General features: G+C 71.4%; 26 protein-coding genes. 12 read left to right on the plus strand and 14 right to left on the minus strand.

The genetic code is table 11. The features are described 5' to 3' along the window. Positions 1-25: 25 nt before the first annotated feature. From EPL03_RS09690 to EPL03_RS09710, 5 genes are all read right to left on the minus strand, one after another. Positions 26-1,795, minus strand: coding sequence for a cytochrome c oxidase subunit I (locus EPL03_RS09690; protein WP_135829554.1), 1,770 nt, complete (start codon positions 1,793-1,795; stop codon positions 26-28). A 257-nt stretch (positions 1,796-2,052) separates the two neighbouring features. Then, positions 2,053-2,277: a DUF6684 family protein gene (locus tag EPL03_RS09695; protein WP_135829124.1), complete on the minus strand. Its 225-nt coding sequence runs from the start codon at positions 2,275-2,277 to the stop codon at positions 2,053-2,055. 101 nt (positions 2,278-2,378) lie between these two features. Then, positions 2,379-2,741: a DUF7541 family protein gene (locus tag EPL03_RS09700; protein WP_135829125.1), complete on the minus strand. Its 363-nt coding sequence runs from the start codon at positions 2,739-2,741 to the stop codon at positions 2,379-2,381. A gap of 95 nt (positions 2,742-2,836) precedes the next feature. Further along, entirely contained in the window at positions 2,837-3,208 is a 372-nt protein-coding gene (locus EPL03_RS09705; protein WP_135829126.1) for a cyclophilin-like fold protein, read from the minus strand. Positions 3,209-3,342: 134 nt separating this feature from the next. Further along, complete coding sequence (locus EPL03_RS09710; protein ID WP_135829127.1) at positions 3,343-3,672, minus strand: BsuPI-related putative proteinase inhibitor; 330 nt, start codon at positions 3,670-3,672, stop codon at positions 3,343-3,345. A 117-nt stretch (positions 3,673-3,789) separates the two neighbouring features. Between EPL03_RS09710 and EPL03_RS09715 the strand changes: the two genes are divergently transcribed. Together EPL03_RS09715 and EPL03_RS09720 are read left to right on the plus strand one after the other, a co-directional pair. Then, on the plus strand, positions 3,790-4,899 hold the full coding sequence (locus EPL03_RS09715) for a M24 family metallopeptidase (RefSeq protein ID WP_244605240.1): 1,110 nt from the start codon (positions 3,790-3,792) through the stop codon (positions 4,897-4,899). A gap of 128 nt (positions 4,900-5,027) precedes the next feature. Then, entirely contained in the window at positions 5,028-6,194 is a 1,167-nt protein-coding gene (locus tag EPL03_RS09720; RefSeq protein WP_135829129.1) for a hypothetical protein, read from the plus strand. 27 nt (positions 6,195-6,221) lie between these two features. Here the strand turns inward: EPL03_RS09720 and EPL03_RS09725 are convergent, their stop codons facing one another. From EPL03_RS09725 to EPL03_RS09750, 6 genes are all read right to left on the minus strand, one after another. Further along, positions 6,222-6,800: a DUF7344 domain-containing protein gene (locus tag EPL03_RS09725; protein ID WP_135829130.1), complete on the minus strand. Its 579-nt coding sequence runs from the start codon at positions 6,798-6,800 to the stop codon at positions 6,222-6,224. Positions 6,801-6,934: 134 nt separating this feature from the next. Then, entirely contained in the window at positions 6,935-7,738 is an 804-nt protein-coding gene (locus tag EPL03_RS09730) for a carbon-nitrogen family hydrolase (protein ID WP_135829131.1), read from the minus strand. Then, complete coding sequence (locus EPL03_RS09735) at positions 7,735-8,157, minus strand: CoxG family protein (protein WP_135829132.1); 423 nt, start codon at positions 8,155-8,157, stop codon at positions 7,735-7,737. Before EPL03_RS09735 ends, EPL03_RS09730 begins: the two co-directional genes overlap by 4 nt. 129 nt (positions 8,158-8,286) lie before the next feature. Beyond that, a complete protein-coding gene (locus tag EPL03_RS09740; protein ID WP_135829133.1) occupies positions 8,287-8,511 on the minus strand; it encodes a DUF7123 family protein in 225 nt (74 codons plus the stop codon). A gap of 113 nt (positions 8,512-8,624) precedes the next feature. Further along, positions 8,625-8,807: a DUF7525 family protein gene (locus tag EPL03_RS09745; RefSeq protein WP_135829134.1), complete on the minus strand. Its 183-nt coding sequence runs from the start codon at positions 8,805-8,807 to the stop codon at positions 8,625-8,627. Positions 8,808-8,892: 85 nt separating this feature from the next. Further along, positions 8,893-9,672 (minus strand): DUF2797 domain-containing protein, encoded by a 780-nt coding sequence (locus EPL03_RS09750; RefSeq protein ID WP_135829135.1) that lies wholly within the window; start codon positions 9,670-9,672, stop codon positions 8,893-8,895. Positions 9,673-10,423: 751 nt separating this feature from the next. Between EPL03_RS09750 and EPL03_RS09755 the strand changes: the two genes are divergently transcribed. The 4 genes from EPL03_RS09755 to EPL03_RS09770 are packed head-to-tail and all read left to right on the plus strand — an operon-like array spanning position 10,424 to position 14,970. Beyond that, on the plus strand, positions 10,424-10,888 hold the full coding sequence (locus tag EPL03_RS09755; protein ID WP_135829136.1) for a DUF7283 family protein: 465 nt from the start codon (positions 10,424-10,426) through the stop codon (positions 10,886-10,888). Continuing rightward, the gene (locus tag EPL03_RS09760) at positions 10,869-11,321 is read left to right on the plus strand and encodes a DUF7285 family protein (protein ID WP_135829137.1); all 453 of its coding nucleotides are present in this window, start codon (positions 10,869-10,871) and stop codon (positions 11,319-11,321) included. Before EPL03_RS09755 ends, EPL03_RS09760 begins: the two co-directional genes overlap by 20 nt. After that, positions 11,318-11,821 carry a DUF7284 family protein gene (locus EPL03_RS09765; protein ID WP_168216204.1) on the plus strand — a complete coding sequence of 168 codons (504 nt, stop codon included), beginning with the start codon at positions 11,318-11,320 and terminating at the stop codon, positions 11,819-11,821. The genes EPL03_RS09760 and EPL03_RS09765 overlap by 4 nt, the downstream gene beginning before the upstream one ends. Continuing rightward, positions 11,818-14,970 carry a DUF7286 family protein gene (locus EPL03_RS09770; RefSeq protein ID WP_135829139.1) on the plus strand — a complete coding sequence of 1,051 codons (3,153 nt, stop codon included), beginning with the start codon at positions 11,818-11,820 and terminating at the stop codon, positions 14,968-14,970. The genes EPL03_RS09765 and EPL03_RS09770 overlap by 4 nt, the downstream gene beginning before the upstream one ends. Positions 14,971-15,295: 325 nt before the next feature. Here the strand turns inward: EPL03_RS09770 and EPL03_RS09775 are convergent, their stop codons facing one another. Beyond that, complete coding sequence (locus tag EPL03_RS09775; RefSeq protein ID WP_135829140.1) at positions 15,296-15,763, minus strand: DUF5791 family protein; 468 nt, start codon at positions 15,761-15,763, stop codon at positions 15,296-15,298. 298 nt (positions 15,764-16,061) lie between these two features. Between EPL03_RS09775 and EPL03_RS09780 the strand changes: the two genes are divergently transcribed. The 4 genes from EPL03_RS09780 to EPL03_RS09795 all read left to right on the plus strand — a co-directional run bounded on the left by EPL03_RS09780 (position 16,062) and on the right by EPL03_RS09795 (position 22,092). After that, entirely contained in the window at positions 16,062-16,961 is a 900-nt protein-coding gene (locus tag EPL03_RS09780; protein ID WP_135829141.1) for an SDR family oxidoreductase, read from the plus strand. Between the two features lie 91 nt (positions 16,962-17,052). Further along, positions 17,053-18,252 (plus strand): DHH family phosphoesterase, encoded by a 1,200-nt coding sequence (locus tag EPL03_RS09785; RefSeq protein ID WP_135829142.1) that lies wholly within the window; start codon positions 17,053-17,055, stop codon positions 18,250-18,252. Positions 18,253-18,457: 205 nt separating this feature from the next. Beyond that, on the plus strand, positions 18,458-20,386 hold the full coding sequence (locus tag EPL03_RS09790) for an ATPase, T2SS/T4P/T4SS family (protein WP_135829143.1): 1,929 nt from the start codon (positions 18,458-18,460) through the stop codon (positions 20,384-20,386). Further along, positions 20,383-22,092 carry a type II secretion system protein gene (locus EPL03_RS09795; protein WP_135829144.1) on the plus strand — a complete coding sequence of 570 codons (1,710 nt, stop codon included), beginning with the start codon at positions 20,383-20,385 and terminating at the stop codon, positions 22,090-22,092. The genes EPL03_RS09790 and EPL03_RS09795 overlap by 4 nt, the downstream gene beginning before the upstream one ends. A gap of 18 nt (positions 22,093-22,110) precedes the next feature. Here the strand turns inward: EPL03_RS09795 and EPL03_RS09800 are convergent, their stop codons facing one another. Continuing rightward, positions 22,111-22,629: a nicotinamide-nucleotide adenylyltransferase gene (locus tag EPL03_RS09800; protein ID WP_135829145.1), complete on the minus strand. Its 519-nt coding sequence runs from the start codon at positions 22,627-22,629 to the stop codon at positions 22,111-22,113. Between the two features lie 170 nt (positions 22,630-22,799). On the opposite strand from EPL03_RS09800, the gene lonB reads away from it, so the two are divergent. Together lonB and EPL03_RS09810 are read left to right on the plus strand one after the other, a co-directional pair. Next, the gene (gene lonB / locus EPL03_RS09805) at positions 22,800-24,893 is read left to right on the plus strand and encodes an ATP-dependent protease LonB (RefSeq protein WP_135829146.1); all 2,094 of its coding nucleotides are present in this window, start codon (positions 22,800-22,802) and stop codon (positions 24,891-24,893) included. 118 nt (positions 24,894-25,011) lie between these two features. Beyond that, positions 25,012-25,212 (plus strand): hypothetical protein, encoded by a 201-nt coding sequence (locus tag EPL03_RS09810; RefSeq protein ID WP_135829147.1) that lies wholly within the window; start codon positions 25,012-25,014, stop codon positions 25,210-25,212. Positions 25,213-25,264: 52 nt separating this feature from the next. On the opposite strand, the gene EPL03_RS09815 is transcribed toward EPL03_RS09810, so the two are convergent. Next, positions 25,265-25,573: a hypothetical protein gene (locus tag EPL03_RS09815; protein ID WP_135829148.1), complete on the minus strand. Its 309-nt coding sequence runs from the start codon at positions 25,571-25,573 to the stop codon at positions 25,265-25,267. Between the last annotated feature and the right edge of the window lie 28 nt (positions 25,574-25,601).

Consider the following 25,601-nt stretch of genomic DNA (forward strand, 5'->3'; position numbering starts at 1 on the left):
AGAAGAATCGAAGACCCGGTCCGCGTTACTCGTCGGCGTCCCGACCGTCGGCCGCGACGCCTCCGTCCTCGTCGATGGTCTCGCCGCCGTCGGTTGCGACCTCCTCGTCGCCGCCGTCGGTGAGGGCGGTCTCGCGCTTGCGCTCGAACCACGCCCACTCGTTGGTCTTGAGCCCGTCGTCTTCGAGGTTCCACGGGTCGCCGCTCTCGACGCGCCGGCCCTCCAGCCACGAGGTGACGAGGTTGTACACGAAGATGAGCTGACCGAAGCCCATGATGAACGCGCCGGCGGTCGCGACCAGATGCATGTCGGCGAACTGCGGGAGGTAGGTGGCGTACCGCCGGGGCATCCCACCGTAGCCCAGCACCAGCATCGCGAGGAAGGTCACGTTCGACCCGATCATGCTGAGCCAGAAGTGCCACTTGGCCAGCGTCCGCTGGTACATCCGGCCGGTGTACAGCGGGAACCAGTAGTAGATGCCCGCGAACCCTGCCATGGCGATGGCTCCCATCACGACGAAGTGGAAGTGCCCGACCACGTAGTAGGTGTCGTGGAGCACGAGGTCGATGGGAATCGAGGCGAGGAAGATGCCGGTGACGCCGCCGATGATGAAGTTCTGGACGAAGCCGATGCAACACAGCATCGGCGCGGTCATCCGGAGCCGACCGTTCCACATGGTGGTAATCCAGTTGAACGTCTTGACCGCCGAGGGCACCGCGATGGCCAGTGACACCGCCATGAACGACGCCCGGATGCGCGGGTCCATGCCGGTCGTGAACATGTGGTGGGCCCAGACGCCGAAGCTCAGCACGCCGATGGCCAGCGTCGAGTAGACGACGAACTTGAACCCGAACAGCTTCCGGCCCGCGAACCGGGGCAAAATCAGGCTCACCAGCCCCATCGGCGGGAGAACGAGGATGTACACTTCGGGGTGGCCGAAGAACCAGAACAGGTGCTGCCAGAGCATCGCGCCGCCGCCCTCGACCGCGAAGAACGTCGTGGCGAAGTTGCGGTCGAGCAACAGCATGACGAGCGCGCTCCCCAGCAGCGGGAACGAGAACAGGATGAGCCCCGACTGGGTGACCATGGTCCACGAGAAGATGTCGAGGTTCGCCCAGTCGACGTCCTCGCCGCGCTCGGTGAAGATGGTCGCGATGAAGTTGATCGCGCCCATCGTCGCGGAGATGCCCGAGAGGTGGAGTCCGAGCAACATCAGGTCGACGCCCGGATTGAGCTGTTCGACCGACAGCGGCGGGTACATCGTCCACGCGGTCTGTGCCGGCTCGACGCTCCCGCCCGTAATCGTCGCCAGCGGGAAGCCCGCCCAGATGAGGAGCGCGGCGGGCGGGAGCAGCCAGAACGCGATGGCGTTGATGCGCGGGAACGCCATGTCGTCGGCCCCGATGAGCAGCGGGACGAGGTAGTTCCCGAACGCCGCGATGATGGGCGTCCCGAACAAAAACAGCATCGTGATGCCGTGGGTCGTCAGCAGCGAGTTGTAGAAGTTCGCGCCGATGACGGTCGATTCGGGGACGGCCAGTTCCGCGCGCATCAGCAACACCGCGATACCGCCGAACGCGAACGCGACGATACCGTAGAGCCCGTACAACAGGCCGATGTCCTTGTGGTCGACCGTCGTCAACCAGCGCACGATGCCGCCCGGTTTCTCGTCGTGGACGGCACGGTCGGCCCCTTCGCCGGCGTATCCGCTCGCGCCGCCGGCGACGGGACTGTACGACCGCCAGTCCTCGAAACGTGAGAGGAACGTTGCGACCGCGACCAGCAACACCCCCATCACGATTGTAAGTACTATCTGCCCGGCTTCTACCATACGCCGTGGTCAGGACTACAGGGTAAAGAAAGGTTAGGTTACGCCCCGCGTCGTCCAGCGGTTCTCCTGCGGGGGAGTCACACGCGACCCCGCTACCGGTCGGACCCCCGTAGCTCGACCGATTCGGGCGCGAGCGCGGCGATGGCACCCGCGTACGGACCGATTACGGGGATTCCCGCGGGTCGAGAAGCGTCGCATCGACCGCTCCGGCGTCGGACGGCTCACTCCTCGCCGGACTCGATGGCGCGCGCGGAGATGTAGGTCAGGTACGCAAGCAGGACGAACGGGACGACCAGCAGCGCGAACCCGATGACCGATTCGAGGCCCGAGATGCCCCACGGCGAGACGACTGCGAACAGCGCCACGAAGAAGCCGATGATGGTCAGCGGGACGATGTTGACCGTGAGGTCCAGCCACGTGTCCTTGTCGAAGATGGGGGTCGCCATGACCCACGGTTGCCCCGCCGGTGCCAAATAGGTTGCCGATTCGCGTTCGCCGCCGACGCGGGTTCCGGCGGGAGCGTCGCGGTCGCGCGGGTCGTGGGCCGCTACTGGACCTGCGAGGGGGACCACAACGAGCCGAATACCCCGCCCACCAGCACCACGACGCCGCCGGCGAGGATGGCGAGGCCGCGCAGCCGGACCGACCCGCCGGTGGTCAGCGTCACGGCACCGCCGACGGCCAGACAGAGCGCCGACGCCGCCACCAGCCCCTTCCACGGGTCGGCGACGTAGCCCGACTCCCGGAGGATGCCCACGACGCTGCCGACGAACAGCAGCAGGCCGCCGACCGCGACCGGAAAGAGGGGCCAGACGATGCCGACCTCGAAGATGGCGAGGCCGAAGGCCACGAACAGGGGCCACGGGCTCGCCTTGCGGTATTCGTCGCTCAGCCCGGGTTGCTCTTCCATGCCCGCCACTCGGGGTGGCGGCGACTAAAGGCCACCGCTCCGCGTCTTCGCCGCGGGACCGATGGCCGCAGTCGCCGGGATGGCGGTCGCCCGGCTCACTCCCCGGCAACCCGAACGTGCGCGCCCGCCGTCACGCCAGCGAGCGGGGACACGTCCTCGATTTCGGCCACGACCGCGACGCCCGAGGCGGCTCGGGGCTCGTCGCCCACGCTGGCGGGCGTCGGCCCCCAGAACAGACAAAGCGCGTTTCCGGGCGGCCAGTAGGCTATCGCCCCGACCGGCACCGCCTCGCGCGTGTTCTCGGGTGACGCGTCCACCGGGACGTCGAAGTAGAGTTCGTCGCCCCACTTCGCGGCCTCGCCCGCGACGGGGAGCGCGTCCGCGAGTGCGGCCCGCGTCTCGGGGTTCTCCTCGACCCACGAGGCAGTCAGTTCCCGGCCCGCGACCGTGACGGCGAGGTCGCTCACGTCGCCTCCCGGTCGGCGGCGTCGGTTCGATTCGAACTGCGCGCGCTTGGTTCGAGCGTCACATCATCGCGTTCCTGAACCGGCGACAAAAGCGTTGGTGACGTGGCAAGCTGGCGCGAATCGTCGCTTCCCCCTTACACCGAGAAGTCGGCCCGCGCCTCGGCGTCGATGCCGGCGTTCAGCGTAGCGACCACCGCGTACTCGCCCGGTTCGGGGTCGTCCCACGACTCCGAGAAGGTCCGGCTGTCGCCGGCGTCGACGGTCTCGGTCCGGAGCGCCTGGGTGAACAGCTGGCCATCGCTGGCCCGCCATCTCTCGTCGTCGCCGTCCACCACCGCGAAGTCGGCCGACAGGCCGCTCCGGAAGGTTATCTCCTCGGGGGCGTCGCCCACGTTCTCGACGGTGTACTCGAAGACCACCCGGTCGTCGTCCGGCGCGGCCGTGACGGAGCTTTCGAGCGTCATGGTTCGTATTCCGGCACACCGCGTTGAAAACTTTTCCACGGCGGCGAACCGACCTCGTGTCGCCGGTCGGTCGCGACGGCTGCTAACTTTATGTCGCGTCGCGCGCAACCTCCGGGCGTGACCGTCTTCGAGGACCGAACCCGCCGGTGTCAGAGTCGACTCGCCGACGCGGGTGCCGACGCGGCCGTCCTGTTCCCGAGTACCAACCTGTTCTACGCCTCGGGGTTCCGCGAGGAACCGGGCGAGCGCCACCTGTTCCTGTTCGTCCCGAGCGACGGCGACCCCGTGTTCGTCGCCCCCCAGATGTACGACGAACAGATAGGAGACGCCTCGTGGGTCGCGGACCGTCGGCTGTGGGACGACGGCGAGGACCCCATGGCCCTCGTCGGCGCGGTCGCCGACGAACTGGACCTGCGCGGGGGCCGCCTGCTCGTCGACGACCGGATGTGGGCGCTGTTCACTCAAGACCTCCGCGAGACGCTCCCGGACGCGACCTTCGGACTCGCCAGCGAGGTGTTCGACGACCTCCGGGTCCGGAAGGACGAGGCCGAACTCGCCGCGCTCCGGGCGGCCGGCGCGGTCGCCGACGAGGCCAGCGTCGCGGTTCGGGAGTTGGGCGAGGACGCGATCGGGATGACCGAGACGGAACTCGCCGGCGAGATAGAGCGCCTGCTCGCCGAACGCGGGGGCGGCGACCTCTCGTTCGGCACGGTGGTCGGCTCGGGCCCCAACGGCGCGAAGCCCCACTACCGCCACGGGGACCGGGAAATCGAGCGCGGCGACCCCGTGGTGTTGGACTTCGGCGCGTACGTCGACGACTATCCGGGCGACCAGACTCGGACGGTCGTGTTCGCGGGCGACCCCCCCGAAGAGTTCGAGCGGGTCCACGAGGTCGTCCGCGAGGCCCAGCAGGCCGGCGTCGAGGCGGCCGAACCCGGCGTCCCGGCCGAGGCGGTCGACCGCGCCGCCCGCGAGGTCATCGAGGAGGCGGGCTACGGCGACCGGTTCACCCACCGCACCGGCCACGGGGTCGGCCTCGACGTCCACGAGGAACCGTACGTCGTCGCGGGCAACGAGACCGAACTCGAACCCGGCATGGTGTTCAGCGTCGAACCCGGCGTCTACCTGCCCGGCGAGTTCGGCGTCCGCATCGAGGACCTCGTGGCCGTGACCGAGGACGGCTGCGAGCGCCTGAACGACTCGCCCCGGACGTGGAAGCCGCTGTGAGGCGGCGACCAACGGTCGGCCTCCCCGACCCGAATCCGCCCCGTCGGGGGCGCGGCCCCGCCCGGACGACACCGCTCGGACGGGCAAGCAGTTTGAAGTGACCCTCCGGCGTACAGGTGTGCGGAGAGATGGGGGACGACGGGGACACGTTTCGGACCGGTGCCGTCCACGACGAGCCGGTCGGGCGGATGGGACGGCGGCGGTTCGTCGAGACGCTCGCGGGTCTGGGGTTCGGCGCGCTCTCGACGGCGCTTCTCACGCCAGGGGACGTGCGAGCGGCCAGTAGCGACGAGGTCCCGGTGGTGTACGGACTGGCGCGCGGCGACGATGAGGGGGACGCGGACGCCGACCTGCGACCGCGACGCCGGACGGTGCCGGCCGACTGGTACGACGACTTCCGGTCGGCGGTGGCGGCCCACCGCAACTTCGACGCGGTCGGCCGCGACGACGTGGCGAGTTCGGCGGTCGCGCCCGGCGAGTACGGCGGTCGGAACGCGGCCATCCGGGTGGAGGTAACGGCCGAGCGCGCGCTCGGCGACCTGCCCGAGCGCGTCGAAGACACGCCGGTCGAGGTCCGCGCGGTCGAGGCGGTCGACGAACGTGGAGACGACGACGCCGACCGCCCGGACGAGGCGCTGTCGAGCGACGACCCGGTGTCATCGGACGGCGGCGTCCCGGGCAGCGTCGCGGTCGCCAGCGACGAGATGTACGGAACGCTCGCGCCCGCGATGACCGACCCCTCGGACGGGTCGCGGCTGTTCGCCACCGCCAACCACATCTACGACGGGAGCGCCGACGGGGGCGCGCCGATGTTCTTGGCCGGCAGCGAGCGCGAGCGAATCGGGTCGGTCGAGGCCGGGTTCCCCGAGTCGGACGTGGTCGCGGCCCGGCCGACCTCGGAGTTCCGACCCCTCCACCGCATCCACGGGGGCGAGCCCGGGCGCGTCGTCGGCCAGTTCACCAAGGAGGGGCTGGCCGACCTCAAAGCGCGGGACGAGCCGCTGGAGAAGATCGGCGTCAAGACCGGGCGAACCTCGGGGCAGATTCAGGCGGTCGACGGCCTCACCTGCGCCTACGGGGCCATCTGCAAGCGCGGCCAGCTCAAGTGGGGCAACGAGTCGGGCTTCTCCGACGGCGACAGCGGGTCGGTCAACTTCCACCCGGACCCCGAAAATCCCGACGCGGGCGTGCTGGTCGGCGGGTTCAACAACGCCCGGACGTGGTGGCCCGGCGAGAACTACGTCTGGGGCACGGCGGCCTACCACGTCACCGAGCGCCACGGCTACACGTTCTGAGCGGGTTCGGTCGATTCGAGCAGTGTCTCAGTCGAACACCTGAACCAGCTTCGGTCCCTCGACCGCCATCGCGAACGAGACGCTGAGCATCATGAACGTCACCGTGAGCAGGCCGTAGAGGTCCTCGGTGCCCAGGTGAGTGGCGGGTGCGGTGCCGAGCCAGTTGCCCGCGATGGCCGCGCTACCGACCACGGCGGTCCAGAAGAAGTAGCGGCTCCAGCGGTGGGAGAACGTCCGGCGGGGCGCGTCGTCGAGTTCGAGGAACCGCCGGATTCGGTCGCGGTCGCCGGTCAGCCTGACGGTCCGGTCGTCGGCGTCGTACTCGACCAGCCCGTGCTCGCTGAGTCGCGGGACGTGGGTCTGGTAGAGCGACGAGTACACCTGCTTGCGCTGGCGCGAGGAGAGGTCGTCGGTCGGGACCCCGTTCTCCCACGCGGCGATTCGCGCGCTGAGTTTCGTGAGAGTCATCGTCGGCTCGTCGAGGAGGTACCGCAGCGCGCGGCGACGACGCGAGTTCCCGAGGAGGTCGAACATCACCGCACGTGACGGCCGCTGACCGTCCGTCTGCCCGTCCGCCGAGCGGGAACTCGTGGTCGTCTGGGGCATTCGGTTTCAAAATCCCGTTCGAACCCTGCCGTAATTAATGTTGGGGTTTTCAACCTTTTGGCCGAGTGATGATTCCGTCCGGTTCGACCTCGAAGGTCGGCCCCGTCGCTCGCGGCCCCGGGCGCGCGACCGAGTTAGCTCCGCCGGTCGCGCCAGGCCGGGAACTCCTCGCGGACCGCCGCAACGCGGTCGGTCTCGACGTCGGCCATCACGAGGTCGGGGTCGTCGCCGGTGCTCGCCAGCGTGGTTCCCCACGGGTCGTAGACGGTCGAGCGCCCGAGCAGTTCGGCGTCGTCGAACGCGCCCGCGCCGTTTACTGTGGCGACGAACAACTGGTTCTCGACCGCGCGCGCCCGGCCCAACAGCTTCCAGTGCTCGACCCGGGGGTACGGCCAGGCGCTCGGGACCACCACGAGTTCGGCCCCCTGCTCGGCCACCTCGCGGTAGAGTTCCGGGAATCGGAGGTCGTAGCAGGTGGTGGTTCCGACGGTCACGCCGTCGAACGCGGCGGTCTCGACGCGCTCGCCCGGGACCAGCATCCGCGCCTCGGCCGACTCGTAGCCGAACAGGTGGTGTTTGCGGTAGACCGCGAGGCGCTCCCCGTCGCGGTCGAACAGCGCGGCGGTGTTGGCCAGCCCCTCCTCGGCGGGGACCGGCGCGGTCTCGGTCGCCGCGAGGTCCTCGACTATCGTGCCGGCGAGCACGCCGACGCCGTGTTCGCGGGCCGCGTCGGCCATGCGGGTCAGCGTCGGACCCGCCAGCGGCTCGGCCGCGCGTCGGTAGGCGTCGAACGCGAAGTAACCGACGTTGAATATCTCGGGCAGGACCACGAGGTCCGCGCCCCGTGTGGCCGCCTCGGCGATGGCGGCTTCGGCGCGCTCGCGGTTGGCCTCGACCGCCCCGGCCTCGATTTCGAGTTGGGCGAGCGCGAGCCTCACGCCGGAGCCTCCTCCCGGAGCGCGGCTTCGAGGTTGTCGAGTTCCTGGTCGAAGTGCTTCTTGAAGTAGCGCTCGACGCCGGGCACCCGGCCCTCGACGGTGAACCGATTGACCAGTCGCGTCCCGCCGTCGGTCGGCGAGAGCTCGTGTTCGCCGGTCACGCGGAGCGCCGACGACCGGCCCACGAACTTCACGTAGTCGGGCGGGTCGCGTTCGACGTCCCGCGTCTGGACGGGCACGGTGGTATCGAAGAAGGGAATCGGGAGCCGGACGTGCCAGGTCGCCGAGTTCTCCCCGGTCTGCTCGAAGTCGTCCACGACGCTGATGACGCTCGCACGTCGCTCCGGGTCGGCGATGAACGCCCACACCTGCGCCGGCTCCAGATCGAGGTCGAAGGTCCGCTCCACCCGGACGGTCATACCGGTGGTTCGTGGCGCGCTCTCAAAAACCCGCCGGACCGGCGCTGGCCGTCGACCGGACGGGCGGCCCGTGGCGGACGGGCAGCCCGCCGTGTTCGGTTGCGTCCGTCGCGGTCGCGGACGGGACGGTCACCCCGGCGTGACCTTCCACGTCGTCGATTTGGCGCGCCCCCACTTTTCGATGTCCACCTCCTCGGACTTCTCGGCGAGTTCCGGGAGCCTGACACCGACCTGCTTCGAGGAGAGTTCGAGGTGCTCGGCGATGTTCTTCGAGCGGAAGTACCGCTCGCCCTTCGAGACGCTCTCCCGGAGGTACGCGAGGATTCGCCGTTCCTCGTCGGTGTAATCAGTCATTCCCGTCGTCAAGTACGGCGTTGTGACCCTTAACGATTTCTTCCGTTCGATTCGCGTCCCGGGTCGCGGGTCAGTTCGGTCGGGAACCGGACGGTCGGCCCGAAGTCGGACGGTCAGTCCCAGTAGAGGTGGACCGCAGCGACCGCGAGCACGCCCGCGGTGACGGCGGCGGCAAAACCCCACGCCGCGAGTTCGGTGCCCGGTGAGACGACCATCGCGCCGGTGGCGACGACCGCCAGCAGCGTGAACAGCGTGGCGAGTCCGATGCCCATGTCGGTGGAACCCGTTTCGGCCATACGTGGCCGTTTCGAGGGCCGCAACTTAATTCGTTCTACTCGGCGACGACTCAGGGCAGCTCGGAACGTCCGGCGACGACCCCGGTCAGAACGCGCGGAGGCTCGACTGCAACTCGCGGTCGGTCTCCTCGGCCCGTATCTCGTGGCCGACGAGTTCGCGCAGGTCCACCGCGTAGGTCGTGGCCCCGCGCTCTAACACCGCCACGCGGCCCTGAACGCCGACTACCTCGCCGGTCGCCACCGTTTCGGGCACCGGCGCGGCGTCGAGGTCGAGTCCGTAGTCGAACGCGAACGTCTCCACCGGGTCGAACCCGTCGAGCGCGGCCGACCACGCCGACTCGTCCACGTCGCGGTGGAGGCCCGGAACCTTCGCGGGGACGCGCACGCGGTCGGTGAACTCCTCGGCCAGTCGGGCCTCGATCTGCCGGGCGACGCGGCCGTTCTCGACCGTCCGGAGGTGGGCCGCCCGGTCGGCTCCCTGCTCGCGCAGGCGGGTTCCGAGCCGCCACTCGCGGGTGACGCCGACCTTGAACGTCGCGGGCGCGAACGCCGCAAGGTAAATGGCGTGGTCCTCGTAGCAGTCCATCTCGTCTTTGAGACAGTCGCCGGTACACCGGGCACAGACCCACGTGCTCGCGTGGCGGTCGCAGTAGGGCGCGGCCTCGTTCGCACACGCGCGGTGGGTCCGGCCGTCGAGCGCGCCCGCACACCGGCGGTCGCCCAGCGCGTACGCGAGGCTCCGTCCGGGGGGCAGCGGTTCGCGCCGAACCCGGCCGTCCTCAGCCACCAGCAGCGCCGGCCCGACGTCGTCCGAATCGCCGTCCTCGCCGCCGACGCGCTCGGTCTCGTACCCGACGATCTGCACGACCGAGCGTACGCACTGGGGGCCAAAAGGCGTGCGGTTCGCGTACGCTCTCTGGTGATGCTCTCACAGCAGGCACCGCAGTCGTAGCCTCGAACGCTCTCGGCGCGTACGGTGACGACGCTTGAGCCGCAAACGTATCCTCGAAAGCCCTCGGCGCGCACGGTGACGACGCTTGAGCCGCAAACGTACCCTCGAAAGCCCTCGGCGCGCACGGTGACGACGCTTGAGCCGCAAACGTACCCTCGAAAGCCCTCGGCGCGCTCGCGGTCGCTGCGGAACATATCCGACGGACGTAGTTGCGACGGATAGGGGTCCCGCAGCGACTGAACTGCACGCGAGCGCCGGAAGACAGTCCTGCTCGCTTCGCTGCGCGGGCTGTGACTTCCGAGGTCACACTCGCTTCGCTCGCGTGACCGCACCTCGCCCTTTCAGTCCACCAAGGCCAACCGTACAGCCCCGCACCCGCACCGCACTGCCCCGCCCCGCACCGCGACGGCGGGCCTCACCCCTCCCCAGCCTCGGCGAGCGCCTGAACGCGCTCGCCTCCCTCGCGCGCTTCGGTGCGGTCACGAGGACCGCACCAGCGCGCGCCGACATGGAAGCGAGAGAGCCAGCGCGCGCCGACGTGGAACATGAGGTCAGCACGCCGACGTCGTCCAAATTCGTGTGACCGAGTTCTCACCGCGTCGCCGAACCGCGTCGACGCTCCCCACCTGAACTTTTAAATCCGAGGGCGGGACGAAACCGGGCCATGTTCGACGCACCTGTCGAGACGTGGTACCTCTGGGTCGGGCTCGCGGTGGCGAGTACCGCCGCGCTCGGCGTCGCCACCAATCTGCCCCGGTCTCCCCCGCCCGACGCCGCGAGCGCCGCCGACACGGTCGATTCCGTCGCCGCCAGCGAACACGCCGCGACCGGCGTCCACCCCGTGTCGGTCGACGCGGTCCGGGTCGGGCCCTACCGGCTCGGACTCCGGACGGACGGCGCGAGGGCCCACGCGACGTTCGCTTACGGTCCGGTGACGCCCGTCGGGTCGGGAACCGCGCTCCGGGACGTCCTCCGGGGTGCGCCGCCCGAGACCGCGTTCGGTTCTCCGGCGGACTTCCGTCGCTCGGCGGCTGCCGCGCGCAATCGGACGCCCGAGTGGCGGTCGCGCGAGGAACTGACCGTCCGGCGCGTCTCGTGGGAGGGCGTGGATGTCACGCTGGTCGGGTGAGGCGGTCGTTCGCCGGCTCCCGTTGTACACGTCGGCCGGAGCGAGTGGCGGGTCGGCCGGGTCGAGGGCACAGGTCGAACCCCTCGCCGCGCTGGTCGCGGTGTTCGCCGTCGGGGTCGCGCTCGCGGCCTACGCGGGCGTCCTCGACGGGACGCTCTCGACGCCCGACCGGAATCTCGCGGACCCGACCGTCGAGCGGGCCGAACACGCGATCGCCGGGACGGGCGTCGCAGACCCCGACGCGCTCCCGGCGGGCCTGCGGGCCGCTCCGGACGGTCACCGGGTGAACCTCACGCTCGAGGCCGCCGGGCGGACCTGGCGCGCGGGACCGTCGCCGCCAGCGCGGGCCGACGCCGCCGACCTCGCGGTGAGCGTCCGGGTCGCTCCCGGCCGAATCCGGCCGGGCGAACTCCGCGCGGAGGTGTGGACGTGAGGGGCGTCAGCACGGTCGTCGACGCCTCGCTGTGTCTACTGCTGGTCTCGGCGAGCGCGCTGGTGCTCTCGGGTCCGCCCACGGCGGACGGGACGCCGCGCCAGCACGGCGTCGCTCCGGCGTCGGCCGACGAGACGGCCGAACTGCTGGCGACGGCCACGGCGCGGGTGAACTACTCGGTCGACGGTCGGACCCGCACGGCCCACGACACGCTGGCCGGACTGCTCGCCAGCGCGGTCGACGCGGACGTCCGCACGGCCGCGCCGGGGGCGTCCTCGACCTTCGCGGAAGCTGTCATCGGCAAGGTGAACCGGCAACTCGGACGCCTCGGCGTCGGCGTGCGAGTGGTCGCGCGAGCGCCACCGGGTCGGGTCGGCCCCGACGAGTCGCCCGCCGGTCGTCTCGCAGTGGGTCCGGCCTCACCTCCCGACGCCGACGTCCACGCCGCCGAGTTCGTCGTTCGCGAGGTGCGACTCGCCGTCAGGACGTGGTCGGCGTGACGGACCGCCACGGCGGGCCGGAGCGGTGGTCGGTACGACTCGCCGAAGACCGCCGCGCCCGGGTCCCGTTCGCGCTTGTCGGCGTCGTCCTGCTCGTGGGGAGCGCGGGGCTCAGCGCCACGCTCGCCGGCGGGCCGGCCCCGGCGACCGACGAGTCGGTCGGCGTGGCGATGGACCGGACGACCGCCGCCGCGACCACCGCGCTCCGGGAGGCAGTGACCAGCGCCGGGCGCGAGGCCGCCCGTGCGCCGGTCACCGACGCCGGCAACACCACGGCGGGGCGAGTCCTGAACGACTCGGATCCGTACCGCGACTACCTCCGAATCCGAATCTACTTCGCGGCCCGCTCGGCACTCGACGGGGTCGACGTCCGAGTCGGCGACGTCGACGGGTCGGCGTCGTTGCCCGCCACGTCCAACGCCACCGCGTTGCGGGCGGCCAAGCGACGGGTCGACCTCGAATCCGCCGGGAGCGCCGAGAACGCAGGCGTTCGCGTCCGAATCGAGAACGTCACGGTCGTCGCGACCCGGGAGCGGGCGGGGACCGGCGACCGTCGCGTCGTCGCGCGCGAGGACCTGTCCCCGAGGCTGACCGTGGCGACGCCCGCGCTGGCGCTCCACGAGCGAGTCGAGCGGTTCGAGTCGCGGCTGAACCGGGGACCGCTCGCACCCGGGTTGGGCCGGCGGCTCACGGGTCGGCTGTACGCTGCGGCGTGGGCGCGTGGCTACGCCCAGTACGGGCGCGCACCGATCGAGAACGTGGTGGCCAACCGCCACGTCGAACTGGCGACCAACGGCGCGCTCCTGCGCGAACAGCGGACCGCCTTCGGAACGAGCGACCCCCGCGGTCGGCGCGCGGTCGGCTGGGCGACCGCGCGCGTCGGAGCGAGAGACCTGCTCTCGGCCGCAGACGTCCACTACGGGTCGGAGTGGTCCGGACAGCTCCTCGACGCGGTCGACCGGTACCGGCGGGACAACCCGATGCCCGGCGGCGTGACCGCTGGGGGGTCGCCGGACGAGGACTCCTCGCCCGACGCCCCTTCGCCGAACCGGACCGTCCGCGTCGGCGTCAATCGGACCGCCGACCGGGCCTTCGCGGACGTGGTCGGCGGCGAGAACGGCACGGGACTGGCCGACGTCCTGCGGTCGGGCTACGCGGTCGACGCCCGCCTCGTCGCGACGGTTCGGCAGGTCAACGCCGAGCCGAGACCGTCGCCGCTCCGGCCGGCCGGCAACTGGAGCCTGCGCGGGACCGACGTCCGGACGACGAGCCGGGTCGACGGGATTTCGGGTCCGCCACCCGGTACCCCGTCCGGGTGGCACCGCCTCGACTCCGACGCCCGGCGCGTCGTCCGGACCCATTCGCTGGTCGCCGACTGGGTCCGCGAGAACGAGACCGGCGGCGTCGAGACTCGCCGGACAGTCCGGCAGTGGTCCGAGACTCACGAGGTCCGGCTCGCGGTCGTCGGCGACCACGACCCGAACGGAGCGGTCGCGGCCGCGCCGTCCCGGCGGGTCGCCGGCGTCCACGAGTCCGGCGGCGCGCTCGGCGGTCCGAATCTCCGGGACGTAGACCGGGCGGCGACCGCGGAGCTGGTCGACCAGCGCGGCGGGTTCGACGCCCTCGCCCGGCGCGCGGTCGCCGGCACGCTCGACACCCGCGCTCGGCGCGTCTCGACCGAGCGCCCGGACGACCTCCGACGGTGGGTGTACGCCGACCTCGCGTCGCTCCGCGAGCGCATCCGAAACGTCACCGTGGCGGTCACGGCGGACGAGACGCTCGGGGGCGCAGCGGCCGCCGAGGGACTGGCTGGGGAACTCCGGGCGAACAGGTCGGTGCTGCTCGACGCGCCCGCCCGGTACGACGGCGTCGCCGACCGGACGCGAGTCGCGGCCCGGGCCGCGTATCTCGACCGGGTGCTCGCGCGACTCGACGCGCGCGCCGAGCGGACCGAGTCGACCCGGTCGGGAATCGACGAGGCGCTCGGCGAGGTCGGCGCGTCGCTCGACGGCGCGCGTCGGGTTCTGCGGAAGCGGACGACTCCAGCGACGCCGACGCCTCGACCGATGCCGGCCGACGGGCCCGGGTCGGCGGTGGACCTGGACGTGTCCGGCGCGCCGCCGTACCTCACGCTGGCCGAACTCGACCACGAGCAGGTCGCGGCGATTCCGGCGGACGAGCAGCGCCACCCGCTCGCGGCCCGGAACGTCAACGTGTTCACCGCACCCTACGACGACGCGGCCGACGCAGTGGCCTCGGCGGTCGTGGGCGACGGCGCGTCCGAGCGAGCCGACCTTCGGACGGCGGCGCTGGCACTCCGGGCCGCCAACCGGACGCTCGCCGAGCGCGAGAACGCGAGCCTCGAACGCAGGCGAGCCGACCTTCGGGAGACGCTGTCGGACTCGCTGGGCCGCGGCCGCCGGCACCTCGTCGCGGAGCTGGCGGGCTCGAGATTCGACCTGACCCGTGCGGAGCGACGCGAGGCCGTTCGGGCGGGACTCGCGCGCTGGGACGCCATCCACTCGCGGGCGCTCGCGGTGGCGAACGGCTCCGCCAGACGGGCCATCGTCGAGGCCGTGGTCCGCGAGCGTCCGGCGCTCGACCGGCCGGACCGCCGCGACTGGCTCGCCGTGCGGGTCGACCTGGCGCTCGAATCGACCCGGCGCGAGGTCGCCGGACCGTCCCGGTCGCTCGTCGACCGGACCGCGGCGACCACCCGGTCGCTCGCGCGGGAGGCGCTGGCCGACGCCGTCTCGGACTCGCTGGCGAACGCGACCGAAGTCGCTGGCGACCGATGGTTCGGCGAGGCGCTCGGCGCGGTGCCGGCCGGCCTCCCGGTCGCGCCGGTGCCGGGCTACTGGTACGCGACGGTCAACATCTGGACGGTCGACGTGCGGGGCGAGTACGCCCGGTTCGCGGTGCGCGCGCCCCACGGCCCGCCCGACGAGTCGACGACCTACGTCCGGGCGGACGACGTGGTCCGACTCGACTGGGACGGGGACGGCGACGCCGAGGTCGTGGGCGAAACCGCGCCGGTCGGGTTCGAGACCGAGACGGTCGTGGCGGTGGTCGTGCCGCCCGGCCCGCCCGGCGTCGGCGACCGGGACGGGGTGCGCGAGGAGGAGTCTGCGGGGTGGTCCTCGGAGTAAGGGGACGGATTCGTCGAGTCGCGACCGGAATCGCCCGTTCCACGTCGGCGCGGGCGGGCGCGGTCACGAGGACCGCGCCGAAGCGCGCGAGGGAGGCGAGCGCGTTCTGGCGCTCGCCGAGGCTGGGGAGGCGTGAGGCTCCCGCTGAGCGGTCGCGGTACGGGGCTGTGCCGCGGTACTCACTGGCTCAAGCAGAAGCTAGCTGTCGCTCCGATATGCCCGACTTGTCGCTCCGATACGCCCGATTTAGCACTCTGATATGCCCGACTTATCGATTCGCTCGACGCGAGACGCTGACCGGACAGCCACCCGAAACGCTCCCTGCTCACCGCTGTCGACTCGCGATGAAGTGCTGGAGGCGCGCGTACTCGTCGAGGGTCATCGGCGTCCGGCCCTCGACCTTCTGGTGGACCTGCTTGGCGTCGAGGTCGGCGTCGATCTCGGCGGCGAGGGTGTCCACGTCGAGGACGGCGGTCGTCATCCCCATCAGGAGGTGGTCGCGGACCTCCAGCAGGATGTCCTCGCCGGCGGGCGCGTCGGGGTCGGTCGCCAGAATCGCCGCCGCGTCCGAGAGCTGTATCGTCCCCGGGTCGGCGTCGGCCTCCGTGCCAGCGTCGCCGCCGACGTCGGCGTCCGCCACGAGCGCGGCCACCGTCTCGTGGTCGACGCCGCTCTCGTCGGCCACCGCGTCGACGCCCCGCGAGTCGACGACCGCTCGCAGTTCCGCCACGTACTCCCCGCGGAGCCGGGCGGGCGACGTGTCCCCGGGCTCCTCGACGTCGTCGTAGAGCATACTAAACCAGTGGTCGCCGCGATTGATAGAGGTTTCACTTCGGTACTCGATTGCCGTATCGGTCGGACGACCCGTGGCCGAGGACGGAACTGCGAAGCTAGCTACTGTCTCGCCCGATGGCAGACCGCACAGCACCGCCGCCGCGAACCTCACACCGCCCCAGCCGATTGCGGTCCTCGCTACGCTGCGGTCCGCATCCCTCGCGCGCTTGGGCGCGCGCCGACCGCAGGGCTGTCCGGCAAATCGCCGCAGCCGTTTCGCCGCCGGAGTTATCCACGCGCCGCCCCAACCACCGACCATGGACGTCGCGATACTCGGGTGCGGGTACGTCGGGCTCGAACTCGGCCGGCAGTTGACCGACCGGGGCCACCGCGCGGTCGGCGTCCGCCGTTCGGAGGACGGGCTCGAGGCCATCGCCGACGCCGGGTTCGAGGCCGTTCGCGCGGACGTGACCGACGCCGACTCGCTCGCGGCCGTCCCCGACGTCGATGCGCTGGTGTTCGCCGCGAGTTCCGGGGGCCGGGACGCCGACGCCGCGCGCGAGACGTACGTGGAGGGACTTCGGACTGCAGTCGACCACTTCGGGGCGCGCGCCGACTCGCCCGACCGGCTGGTGTACACCTCCAGCACGGGCGTCTACGGCGACCACGGCGGCGACTGGGTCGACGAGGAGACGCCGCTTTCCCCCGCCGGCGAGCGGGGGTCGGTGCTGGTCGAGGCCGAGCGCGTGGCGCTCGACGAGGCGGCCGACCGAGGAATCGACGGCACGGTCGCGCGCTTGGCCGGGCTGTACGGCCCCGACCGATTCCGCCTGGAGCGATACCTCTCGGGCCCGGTCACGGAGGGGTACCTGAACCTGGTCCACCGCGACGACGCCGCCGGCGCGGTCCGATTCCTGCTGACCGAGGACCTCGCTCGCGGCGATGTCGTACTGGTCGCCGACGACGAACCCGTCGAGAAACCCGACCTGGCCGTTTGGCTGGCCGACCAGTGTGGCGTCGAGTCGCCCGCCGTGCGGACGGCGGCCAAGCGAATCGACTCGGGGACCCTCTCGGAATCGGCCGAGCGCCGGATACGGGCGAGCAAGCGGTGCTCGAACGGGAAACTCCGGGCGTTGGGCTACGACTTCACGTATCCGACCTTCCGGGAGGGGTATCGGCCCGCGGTCGCGGCCCGCGGGACCGGGACCCGGTCGTAGCCCGTCCCGTCCCCCGATTCGACGCGGTCGAGAAACCCCAACGTCGACGTTTCGGGAAAATTTCTTGTTCGTCCGGGTCGTGGGTGGTTCCATGCAAATCCCGGTCGTCCCGGACCTGCGGCTCCGGGACCTGCTCCGGACGGCCGAGGCCTACGGTCTGGACTCGCCCGAGCTCGCGGGCGCGGTCGCGCTCGGCGCGGTCGCGCTGGTGGCGTCGCTGTGGCTCCTCGTCCGCTGGATTCGACGGCCGATGGGCGTGCGCTTCAAGCGCGCGCTCGCCAAGCGCGACGAGATAACCGTCCTGATGCACCCCAATCCCGACCCCGACGCGATGGCGTGCGCCATCGGCGTCGCCCACCTCGCGAGCGAGGTCGACACCGACGCCGCCCTCCAGTTCCCCGGCCAGATTCGCCATCAGGAGAACCGGGCGTTCCGCGCAGTACTCGACCTCGACCTCGACAAGATAGAGCACGTCGACGACCTCGCGGCCGAGGAGGTCGTGCTGGTCGACCACAACACGCCGCGCGGATTCGAGGGCGCGGAGCGTCTCGAACCCTACGCCGTCGTCGACCACCACCCCGGGAACGGCACCGGCGAGCGGTTCACCGACCAGCGCACCGACTACGGTTCGTGTGCTACCATCGTCGCCGAGTACCTCGACGACGTGGGCGCGACGCCCGTCGCGCCCGACGACGAGGAGGAGGCCGAAGCGGCGGTCGACGGACTGGTCGTCCCCCCGGACGTCGCTACCGGGTTGCTGTTCGGCGTCCAGTCGGACACCAAACACCTCACGAACGGCTGTACCGAGGCCGAGTTCGAGGCGGCCGCGTACCTCTACGGGGGCGTCGACGAGGACCTGCTCGACCGCATCGCCAACCCGCAGGTCAGCGCCGAGGTGCTGGAGGTCAAGTCGAGAGCCATCTCCGGTCGGGACGTTCGGGGGTCGTTCGCGGTCAGCGACGTGGGCCGCATCGACAACGTCGACACGGTCCCGCAGGCCGCCGACGAACTCCTCCGACTGGAGGGCGTGACCGCCGTGGTCATCTACGGTCGCCGCGAGGACACGGTCCACCTGTCGGGGCGGTCCCGGGACGACCGCGTCCACATGGGCAAGGCGCTCGAAACGGTCGCCGACGACGTTCCCGGCGCGAGCGCGGGCGGCCACGCCCGGATGGGCGGCGGCCAGATTCCGGTCGACGGCGCGGCATACGCCAACGGCGGCGACGTGGCGATGTGGTCCCAAGCCGACCTCGCGGACGACGTGTTCGACGCGCTCACCGGCAACGTGTGAACTCGTTCGTCTGTGATGTCGGTCTGAGACTTGGCCGATGCTGATACGGAATCCTCGAACGCCCTCGGCGCGCTCGCCCGTTCAGTCCACCAGGGGGACGTGGATTGGGTCACCGAGCGCGACTCGTCGACGGTCGCGTTACTCTGAACAGTGTCCTGCGTTACCACCCTGAATTTTAAATCCGAGGACGGGACGAAACCGGGCCATGCGTGACCTGTTCGCGCGGTTCGGCGACGACGACCCCGCGTGCGCCTGCGACCCGACCTTCGAGGACGACCGCCTCGTCCTCGACGCGGCCGACTGTCCCGGCGCGGGCGACCTCGCGGCCGAGCCGGCCTGCCGCGCGACCGCCGTGGGTGCGCTGGCCGACCGCGAGGCCGACGCCGTGGTGGCCCGGACCGACCGCCTCGAACGAGCCTACGAGGACGGGGCCGCCGCCCTGCTGGTCGCGGCCGGCCGGTTCGCCGAGCGCGTGACGTTCCACGACGAGCGACTCGCCGAGCGCGCCCGCCGCGACCCGCTCGGGGCCGCCGACGCCGCGCTCGGGCGGGCGGGACCGCCGGGCGAGTTGGTCGCCGAGACCGGTCTCGCGGCGTGCGCTGGTCGGGTCGACGGCTACGACGACGCGCTCCGGGCGTTCGTCGGCCCCGCGATAGCCAAGGCGCGAGTGGCCACGCGCCCGCCACCGGACGCCGCGCTGGTCGAGACCCGCGACCTTCCCACGGGCGCGACCGTCCGACTCTACGCCGACGAGCGCGCGCTCCGGACCTACCATCTCGAACCCGTCGAACACACCTTCGACGAGGGCGAGCTGGGAACGCTCGCCGAAGCGTACGGCCTGCTCGCCGACTTCGCCGTCGGCGAGCAGGCCCACGCGCCCGAGCGCGGAGCCGACGGGCACGCGCCCGAGCGAGGAGCAAGCGAGCGAGCGCCCGGCCGGGCGGTCCGTCGGGTCGCCGACGACGGCGACCCGGTCGCGGCGCTCGCGGCCGCGCTCCGCAAGCACACCCGAGGCTACGGCGTCCTCGCCGACCTCTTCGCCGACCCCGCGGTCTCGGACGTGTTCGCCACCGCGCCCGCCGACCGGAACCCGCTCCGGGCGAGCGTCGACGGCGAGCGAATGCGGACCAACGTTCGATTGACCGAGTCGGGCGCGGCCGCGCTGGCCTCCCGATTCCGGCGCGAGAGCGGGCGGGCGTTCTCCCGGGCGGCCCCGACCCTCGACGCCACCGCCGAGACCGCCGGCGGGCGGGTCCGGGTCGCGGGGGTCACCGACCCAGCCAGCGACGGGCCGGGATTCGCCTTCCGCGCGCACGACGCGACGCCGTGGACCCTGCCCGCGCTGGTCGCCAACGACACCCTGACCGCCGAGGCGGGCGCGTTCCTCTCGCTGTCGGTCGAGCGCGCGGCCGCCGGTCTGGTCGCCGGGCCGCGCGGCGCGGGCAAGACCACCCTGCTCGGGGCACTGTGCTGGGAACTCCCGGCCGCGACCCGAACCGTCGTCATCGAGGACACGCCCGAACTCCCGATTTCGGCGCTCCAGCGCCGGGGCCGGGACGTCCAGCCGCTCCGGACCGCGACCGACGACGGGCCGGGACTCGAACCGCCCGAGGCGCTCCGAACCGCACTCCGACTCGGCGAGGGCGCGCTGGTCGTCGGCGAGGTGCGCGGCGAGGAGGCCGCAGTCCTCTACGAGGCGATGCGGGTCGGCGCGAGCGGCGACGCGGTGCTGGGCACCATCCACGGCGACGGCGGCGAGGCCGTCCGCGAGCGCGTGGTCTCGGACCTGAACGTCCCGGCGTCGTCGTTCGCCACCACCGACCTCGTGGTCACGCTCGAAGCGACCCGGACCGACGCGGGCACGCGCCGCCGGGTCGAATCGGTCGAGGAGGTGGTCGCGGCCGACCGGTTCGAGTCGCTGTTCCGGGTTCGGGACGACGAACTCCGGGCGACCGGTCGAATCGACCGCGGCAACAGCACGCTCGTCGCCTCCCTCGCGCGCTCGAACGAGACCTACGCCGACGTGCGCGCGGCGCTGGCCGACCGCGAGGCGCTGCTCGCCGAACTAGCGCGTGAGGACCGGACCGACCCCGAGGAGGTGGTGGCCGTCTACGCCGACCGGAGGGAGCCGTGACCCGCGACTCGCTCGCGGGTCGGGCGCGCTGGCTCGCGGCCCGCTGTCCGCTGTCGGTCCACCCCGGCGACGACCTCCGGCGAGCCCTGTCGTATCTCGACGCCGGAGTGGACGCCGAGACGTTCCTCCGGGCCGGCTACGTCCTGGGCTGTGGCCTCGCCGCGCTCGCGCTCCCGACGCTCGCGCTCGCGGCACTTTGGGGTTCGGCGCTCGGGTTCTCGGCCGGCGCAGTCGTCGTCGCGCTCGCCGCCGGGTCAGTCGCGCTGGCGCGCCGGGGACCGGTCTGGCTGGCGACCGCTCGCCGGACCGCCGCGCTCGGGACCGCGCCCGCGCTCGTCGCTCGGGCGGTTCTGCGAACGCGCGTCGAACCCGCGAGCGAGCGCGCCGCCGCCTTCGCGGCCCAGGGCGAGGGACCGCTGGCCGACAGTCTCGCGGCCCACGTCCGACGCGCCGCCGGCACGCCGCGCTCGGGGCTGGCGGCGTTCGGCGCGGCGTGGGCCGACTGGAACCCGCCGCTCCGCCGAGCCGCGCTGCTCGTCGACGCCGCCGCCGACGCGCCCGCCGGCGAGCGTGACCGGAGCCTCGACCGGGCGATGGACGCGATGCTCGACGGTACCCGCGACCGGATGGCGGCGTTCGCCGAGGGGGTCCGGGGACCGACCACCGCGCTGTACGCCTTCGGCGTCCTGCTCCCGCTCGCGCTGGTCGCGGTGCTGCCGGCGGCTCGCGTCGCCGGACTGCCGCTCTCGATTCCGGTTCTGGTCGCGGTCTACGACCTGCTCCTGCCGGCCGGTCTCCTCGTCGCCGGCGGGTGGTTGCTGGTCCGGCGACCCGCGGCGTTCCCGCCGCCAGCGGTTTCTCGCTCCCACCCCGACGTGCCGGCCCGGCGCTGGCCGTCGCTCGCCATCGGGACGGCTGCCGGAGTGGCCGCCGGAATCGCGACCCTCCCGCTCCCGGCGTGGACGCGCTGGCCCGTCGTCGCCGGGAGCGCGCTCGGCGCGACGCTGGTCTGGTGGTTCCGGCCGGTCAAGCGAGTTCGAGACGACGCTCGCGCGGCCGAGGAGAACCTGGCCGACGCGCTGTATCTGGTCGGCCGTCGGGTGAGCGACGGGGCGTCGGTCGAGGCCGCAGTCGCCGACGCCGCGCCGGAGGTGGCCGGCCGGACCGGCGAGGTGCTGTCCGAGGCCGCCGGAGTCCAGCGACGGCTCCGGGTCGGCGTTCGCGAGGCGTTTCTGGGCGAGTACGGCGCGCTCGCGGACGTCCCGAGCCAGCAGTCCCGGACCGTGGCGTCGCTGCTGGCGCTCGCGTCGCGGGAGGGCCGCCCCGCCGGCCGCGCGGTCGTCTCGATGGCCGACCACGTCGACGACCTCCGGCGAGTCGAGCGCGAGGCTCGCCGGGAACTCGCCAGCGTGACCGGGACGCTGCGGAACACGGCGGCGGTGTTCGGCCCGCTGGTCGGCGGGGCGACGGTCGCGCTCGCCGACGGGATGGCAGCCGGATCGCTGGGCGAACCGCTGCCGACCGGTCCGCTCGGGCTGGCCGTCGCCACGTACGTCCTGTTGCTGGCGGCCATCCTCGCGACCATCGCGACCGGGCTAGAGCGGGGGTTCGACCGGGCGCTCGTGGGCTATCGGGTCGGACTGGCGCTGCTCGCGGCGGTCGGGTCGTTCCTCGCAGGATTCGTCGGCGCGGGGTTCGCGGCGTGACGCGGGTGTCCGGCTCGCTTACTCGCCGTTGCTGTCCGAGTCGCTCACGCGCTGGATGCGCTCGATGCCGTCGATCTCCGAGACGACCTCGACCACGGCGTCGGGGACCAGCCGCTCCCAGTCGTCGCCCTCTATCATGCGCTCGCGGACCTCGGTGCCCTCCAGCACCTCCCGGTTGTACATCGGGGACTGGCGGACCTCGACGCCCGCCTCGGTGAACAGCTGGATGACCAGCGGGTTGTTCGAGTAGGCCACGTCGAAGGCCGGACTCATGCTCTGGACGTGGCTGACCCACACCGAGTTGCGGTCGAGGTCCTCGATGGGCACGGCGTAGGTCACCAGGTCGAGGTCGACCAGCGACTTGGTTATCATCATGATTCGCTCGCCCGCCGTGAACGGGTCGTGGCGGGAGTGTGAATCCCCCGCGCTCCCGATGCCGAGGACGAGCTCGTCGACCTCCTCGGCGATGCTCTGGACCACGTTGTGATGGCCGTCGTGGTACGGCTGGAAGCGACCGATGTAGAATCCCCGCGTCATACCTATCGTTGCGGCGGGACATTTTATAAGGGTGGCGAGTCGACTCGTCCGAGCGAAACGGCTTTTTCAGACCGTCTCCGACCGATTGGGCCGCTCCACTCTCGGCGAATTCGAGGGAGAAAGTATATCAATTCTCCGGCCCTCCATTCGGACACGTACAGGACAGTTCTATGAGCAAGGACACCGACAACGAGGCTCCGCCGCCGGAGCAGACCCGCGAGCGAGCGGACGTGGTCCGCGAGCGCGCGAACGAGCCCCGCGAGCAGACCCCGGACGCCGACCGGGACGGCCCGGAGAGCGACCGGAACGACTCGGGGTTCGAGGACCTCGGCAGCGACGTCGCGCCGGACGTCGACGACGAGGAGGTACTCGAGGACGACCTGCTCGGCGGGTTGGACATCGAGACGACCGACGAGATAGAGATTCCCGACCGGCTGGTCGACCAGGTCATCGGCCAGGACCACGCCCGCGACGTGGTCCAGAAGGCGGCCAAGCAGCGCCGCCACGTCATGATGATCGGTACGCCCGGGACGGGCAAGTCCATGCTGGCGAAGGCGATGAGCGAACTCCTCCCCAAGGAGGACCTCCAGGACGTGCTGGTCTACCACAACCCCGACGACGGCAACGAGCCGAAGGTCCGGACCGTCCCGGCGGGGAAGGGCGAGCAGATAATCGACGCCCACAAGGAGGAGGCCCGCAAGCGAAACCAGATGCGGTCGTTCCTGATGTGGGTCATCATCGCCATCGTGGCGGGCTACGCGCTGCTCATCGCGGGTCGGCCGCTGTTGGGCATCCTCGCGGCGGGGGTCATCTATCTGGCGTTCCGGTACGGCTCGCGGGGCAACGACGCGATGATTCCGAACCTGCTGGTCAACCACGCCGACCAGGCGACCGCGCCCTTCGAGGACGCGACCGGCGCGCACGCCGGCGCGCTGCTGGGCGACGTCCGCCACGACCCGTTCCAGTCGGGCGGCATGGAGACCCCGAGTCACGACCGCGTCGAACCCGGGGCCATCCACAAGGCCAACAAGGGCGTGCTGTTCGTCGACGAGATAAACACGCTCGACATCCGGTCCCAGCAGAAGCTGATGACCGCGATCCAGGAGGGCGAGTTCTCCATCACGGGCCAGTCCGAGCGCTCCTCGGGCGCGATGGTCCAGACCGAACCCGTCCCCTGTGACTTCATCATGATCGCGGCGGGGAACATGGACGCGATGGAGAACATGCACCCCGCGCTCCGGTCGCGCATCAAGGGGTACGGCTACGAGGTGTACATGGACGACACCATCGAGGACACGCCCGAGATGCGTCGGAAGTACACCCGCTTCATCGCCCAGGAGGTCGAGAACGACGGCCGCCTGCCCCACTTCGACGAGGAGGCCATCGAGGAGGTCATCCTCGAAGCCCAGCGCCGCTCGGGCCGGAAGGACCACCTCACGCTCAAGCTCCGGGACCTCGGCGGACTCGTCCGGGTCGCGGGCGACATCGCTCGCGCCGAGAACAAGGACAAGACCGAGCGCGAGGACGTGTTGCAGGCCAAGCGCCGGAGCCGGTCCATCGAACAGCAGGTCGCCGACGACTACATCGAGCGCCGGAAGGACTACGAACTCACCGTCAACGAGGGGGACGTGGTCGGGCGCGTCAACGGGCTCGCGGTCATGGGCGAGGACAGCGGTATCGTCCTGCCCGTGATGGCGGAGGTCACGCCCTCGCAGGGGCCGGGCGAGGTCATCGCCACCGGTCAGCTCAAGGAGATGGCCGAGGAGTCGGTCCAGAACGTGTCGGCCATCATCAAGAAGTACAGCGACGAGGACCTCGGCGAGAAGGACGTCCACATCCAGTTCGTCCAGGCCGGCCAGCAGGGCGTCGACGGCGACTCGGCGTCGATTACGGTCGCCACCGCGGTCATCTCCGCACTGGAGGACCTCCCCATCGCGCAGGACCTCGCGATGACCGGTTCGCTGTCGGTCCGGGGCGACGTGCTCCCGGTCGGCGGCGTCACCCACAAGATAGAGGCCGCCGCCAAGTCGGGGCTCGACCGGGTCATCATCCCGGCAGCCAACGAGGACGACGTGATGATAGAGGCGGAGTACGAGGACCAGATCGAGATCATCCCCGTCTCGCACATCAGCGAGGTGCTCGAAGTCGCGCTGGCGGGCGAGGCCGAGAAGGACAGCCTCGTCGACCGACTCAAGAACCTCACCGGCTCGGCACTCGACCGGCAGGTCGGTCGCTCGGGTACCGGCAGTCCGAGCCCGCAGTAGCCCCGCCGTCGTTCGGTTTTTCGGGGCTGGGCGTCCGGGGGTCCCGTGGGCCGGGGCGCGTCGGAATATACCGAAAGCGACAGACATTTCTTGGGACCGACCTATCCTTCGAACTGATATGGCACTCAAGAAGAGCCTCCTGAAGGGTCTCGTCGCGTTCGCGGTCGTAACGCTGCTCGCACGCAAGGTCGGCATCGAGGACCTCGCCACTCGCCTCGGTCTGGTGACCGGCGGGTCGGTCGTGGTCGGGTCGTGGCTGACCTCGGGCGAGGACGACGCCGAGATCGAGTTCGAGGACGAAGCGACCGTTGCGGAGTAACGCTACACGTCCCGTCCGGGCACCCGCCCGAAACGTCCCGTTCTACCGGCCGTCAGATTTTCCGGCCCCGCGTCGGCCCGAGCATCACGTACCCCAGCGTCTGGGCGAACCGGTGGAGCATGGCGAACTCGAACATCACGACGACCGCGCCACCGACCACCGTGGCGGTCCTGAGCTCTCCTTGGAGGCCGAACCTCGTGATACTCCAGTAGACCGCTGTCCCCGTCGCGACCAGCGTCGGCACGGTCACGGCCACGCAGATGGCGGCGTACGTGGCTATCAGGGCGAACTCTCGGAGGTACGCGACCGCTCGGAGGGCCGACCGCCGTCCGAGCTTCACGGCTCTCGCTCGTATCGACATGTCCGCAACGCTACGTGTCTGGATACAT

The organism is Halorussus halobius (assembly GCF_004765805.1).
Taxonomy (GTDB): Archaea; Halobacteriota; Halobacteria; order Halobacteriales; family Haladaptataceae; genus Halorussus; species Halorussus halobius.

Bases quoted from the DNA above. Each gene is read 5' to 3' on its own strand.
- EPL03_RS09710 (WP_135829127.1), bottom strand. From the start codon at position 3,672: ATGACGCTCGAAAGCTCCGTCACGGCCGCGCCGGACGACGACCGGGTG.
- EPL03_RS09775 (WP_135829140.1), bottom strand. From the start codon at position 15,763: ATGCTCTACGACGACGTCGAGGAGCCCGGGGACACGTCGCCCGCCCGG.
- EPL03_RS09810 (WP_135829147.1), top strand. From the start codon at position 25,012: ATGGCACTCAAGAAGAGCCTCCTGAAGGGTCTCGTCGCGTTCGCGGTC.
- EPL03_RS09785 (WP_135829142.1), top strand. From the start codon at position 17,053: ATGCAAATCCCGGTCGTCCCGGACCTGCGGCTCCGGGACCTGCTCCGG.
- EPL03_RS09725 (WP_135829130.1), bottom strand. From the start codon at position 6,800: ATGCCCCAGACGACCACGAGTTCCCGCTCGGCGGACGGGCAGACGGAC.
- EPL03_RS09780 (WP_135829141.1), top strand. From the start codon at position 16,062: ATGGACGTCGCGATACTCGGGTGCGGGTACGTCGGGCTCGAACTCGGC.
- lonB (WP_135829146.1), top strand. From the start codon at position 22,800: ATGAGCAAGGACACCGACAACGAGGCTCCGCCGCCGGAGCAGACCCGC.
- EPL03_RS09800 (WP_135829145.1), bottom strand. From the start codon at position 22,629: ATGACGCGGGGATTCTACATCGGTCGCTTCCAGCCGTACCACGACGGC.
- EPL03_RS09760 (WP_135829137.1), top strand. From the start codon at position 10,869: ATGTCACGCTGGTCGGGTGAGGCGGTCGTTCGCCGGCTCCCGTTGTAC.
- EPL03_RS09815 (WP_135829148.1), bottom strand. From the start codon at position 25,573: ATGTCGATACGAGCGAGAGCCGTGAAGCTCGGACGGCGGTCGGCCCTC.
- EPL03_RS09740 (WP_135829133.1), bottom strand. From the start codon at position 8,511: ATGACTGATTACACCGACGAGGAACGGCGAATCCTCGCGTACCTCCGG.
- EPL03_RS09745 (WP_135829134.1), bottom strand. From the start codon at position 8,807: ATGGCCGAAACGGGTTCCACCGACATGGGCATCGGACTCGCCACGCTG.
- EPL03_RS09720 (WP_135829129.1), top strand. From the start codon at position 5,028: ATGGGGGACGACGGGGACACGTTTCGGACCGGTGCCGTCCACGACGAG.
- EPL03_RS09790 (WP_135829143.1), top strand. From the start codon at position 18,458: ATGCGTGACCTGTTCGCGCGGTTCGGCGACGACGACCCCGCGTGCGCC.
- EPL03_RS09735 (WP_135829132.1), bottom strand. From the start codon at position 8,157: ATGACCGTCCGGGTGGAGCGGACCTTCGACCTCGATCTGGAGCCGGCG.
- EPL03_RS09690 (WP_135829554.1), bottom strand. From the start codon at position 1,795: ATGGGGGTGTTGCTGGTCGCGGTCGCAACGTTCCTCTCACGTTTCGAG.
- EPL03_RS09755 (WP_135829136.1), top strand. From the start codon at position 10,424: ATGTTCGACGCACCTGTCGAGACGTGGTACCTCTGGGTCGGGCTCGCG.
- EPL03_RS09700 (WP_135829125.1), bottom strand. From the start codon at position 2,741: ATGGAAGAGCAACCCGGGCTGAGCGACGAATACCGCAAGGCGAGCCCG.
- EPL03_RS09695 (WP_135829124.1), bottom strand. From the start codon at position 2,277: ATGGCGACCCCCATCTTCGACAAGGACACGTGGCTGGACCTCACGGTC.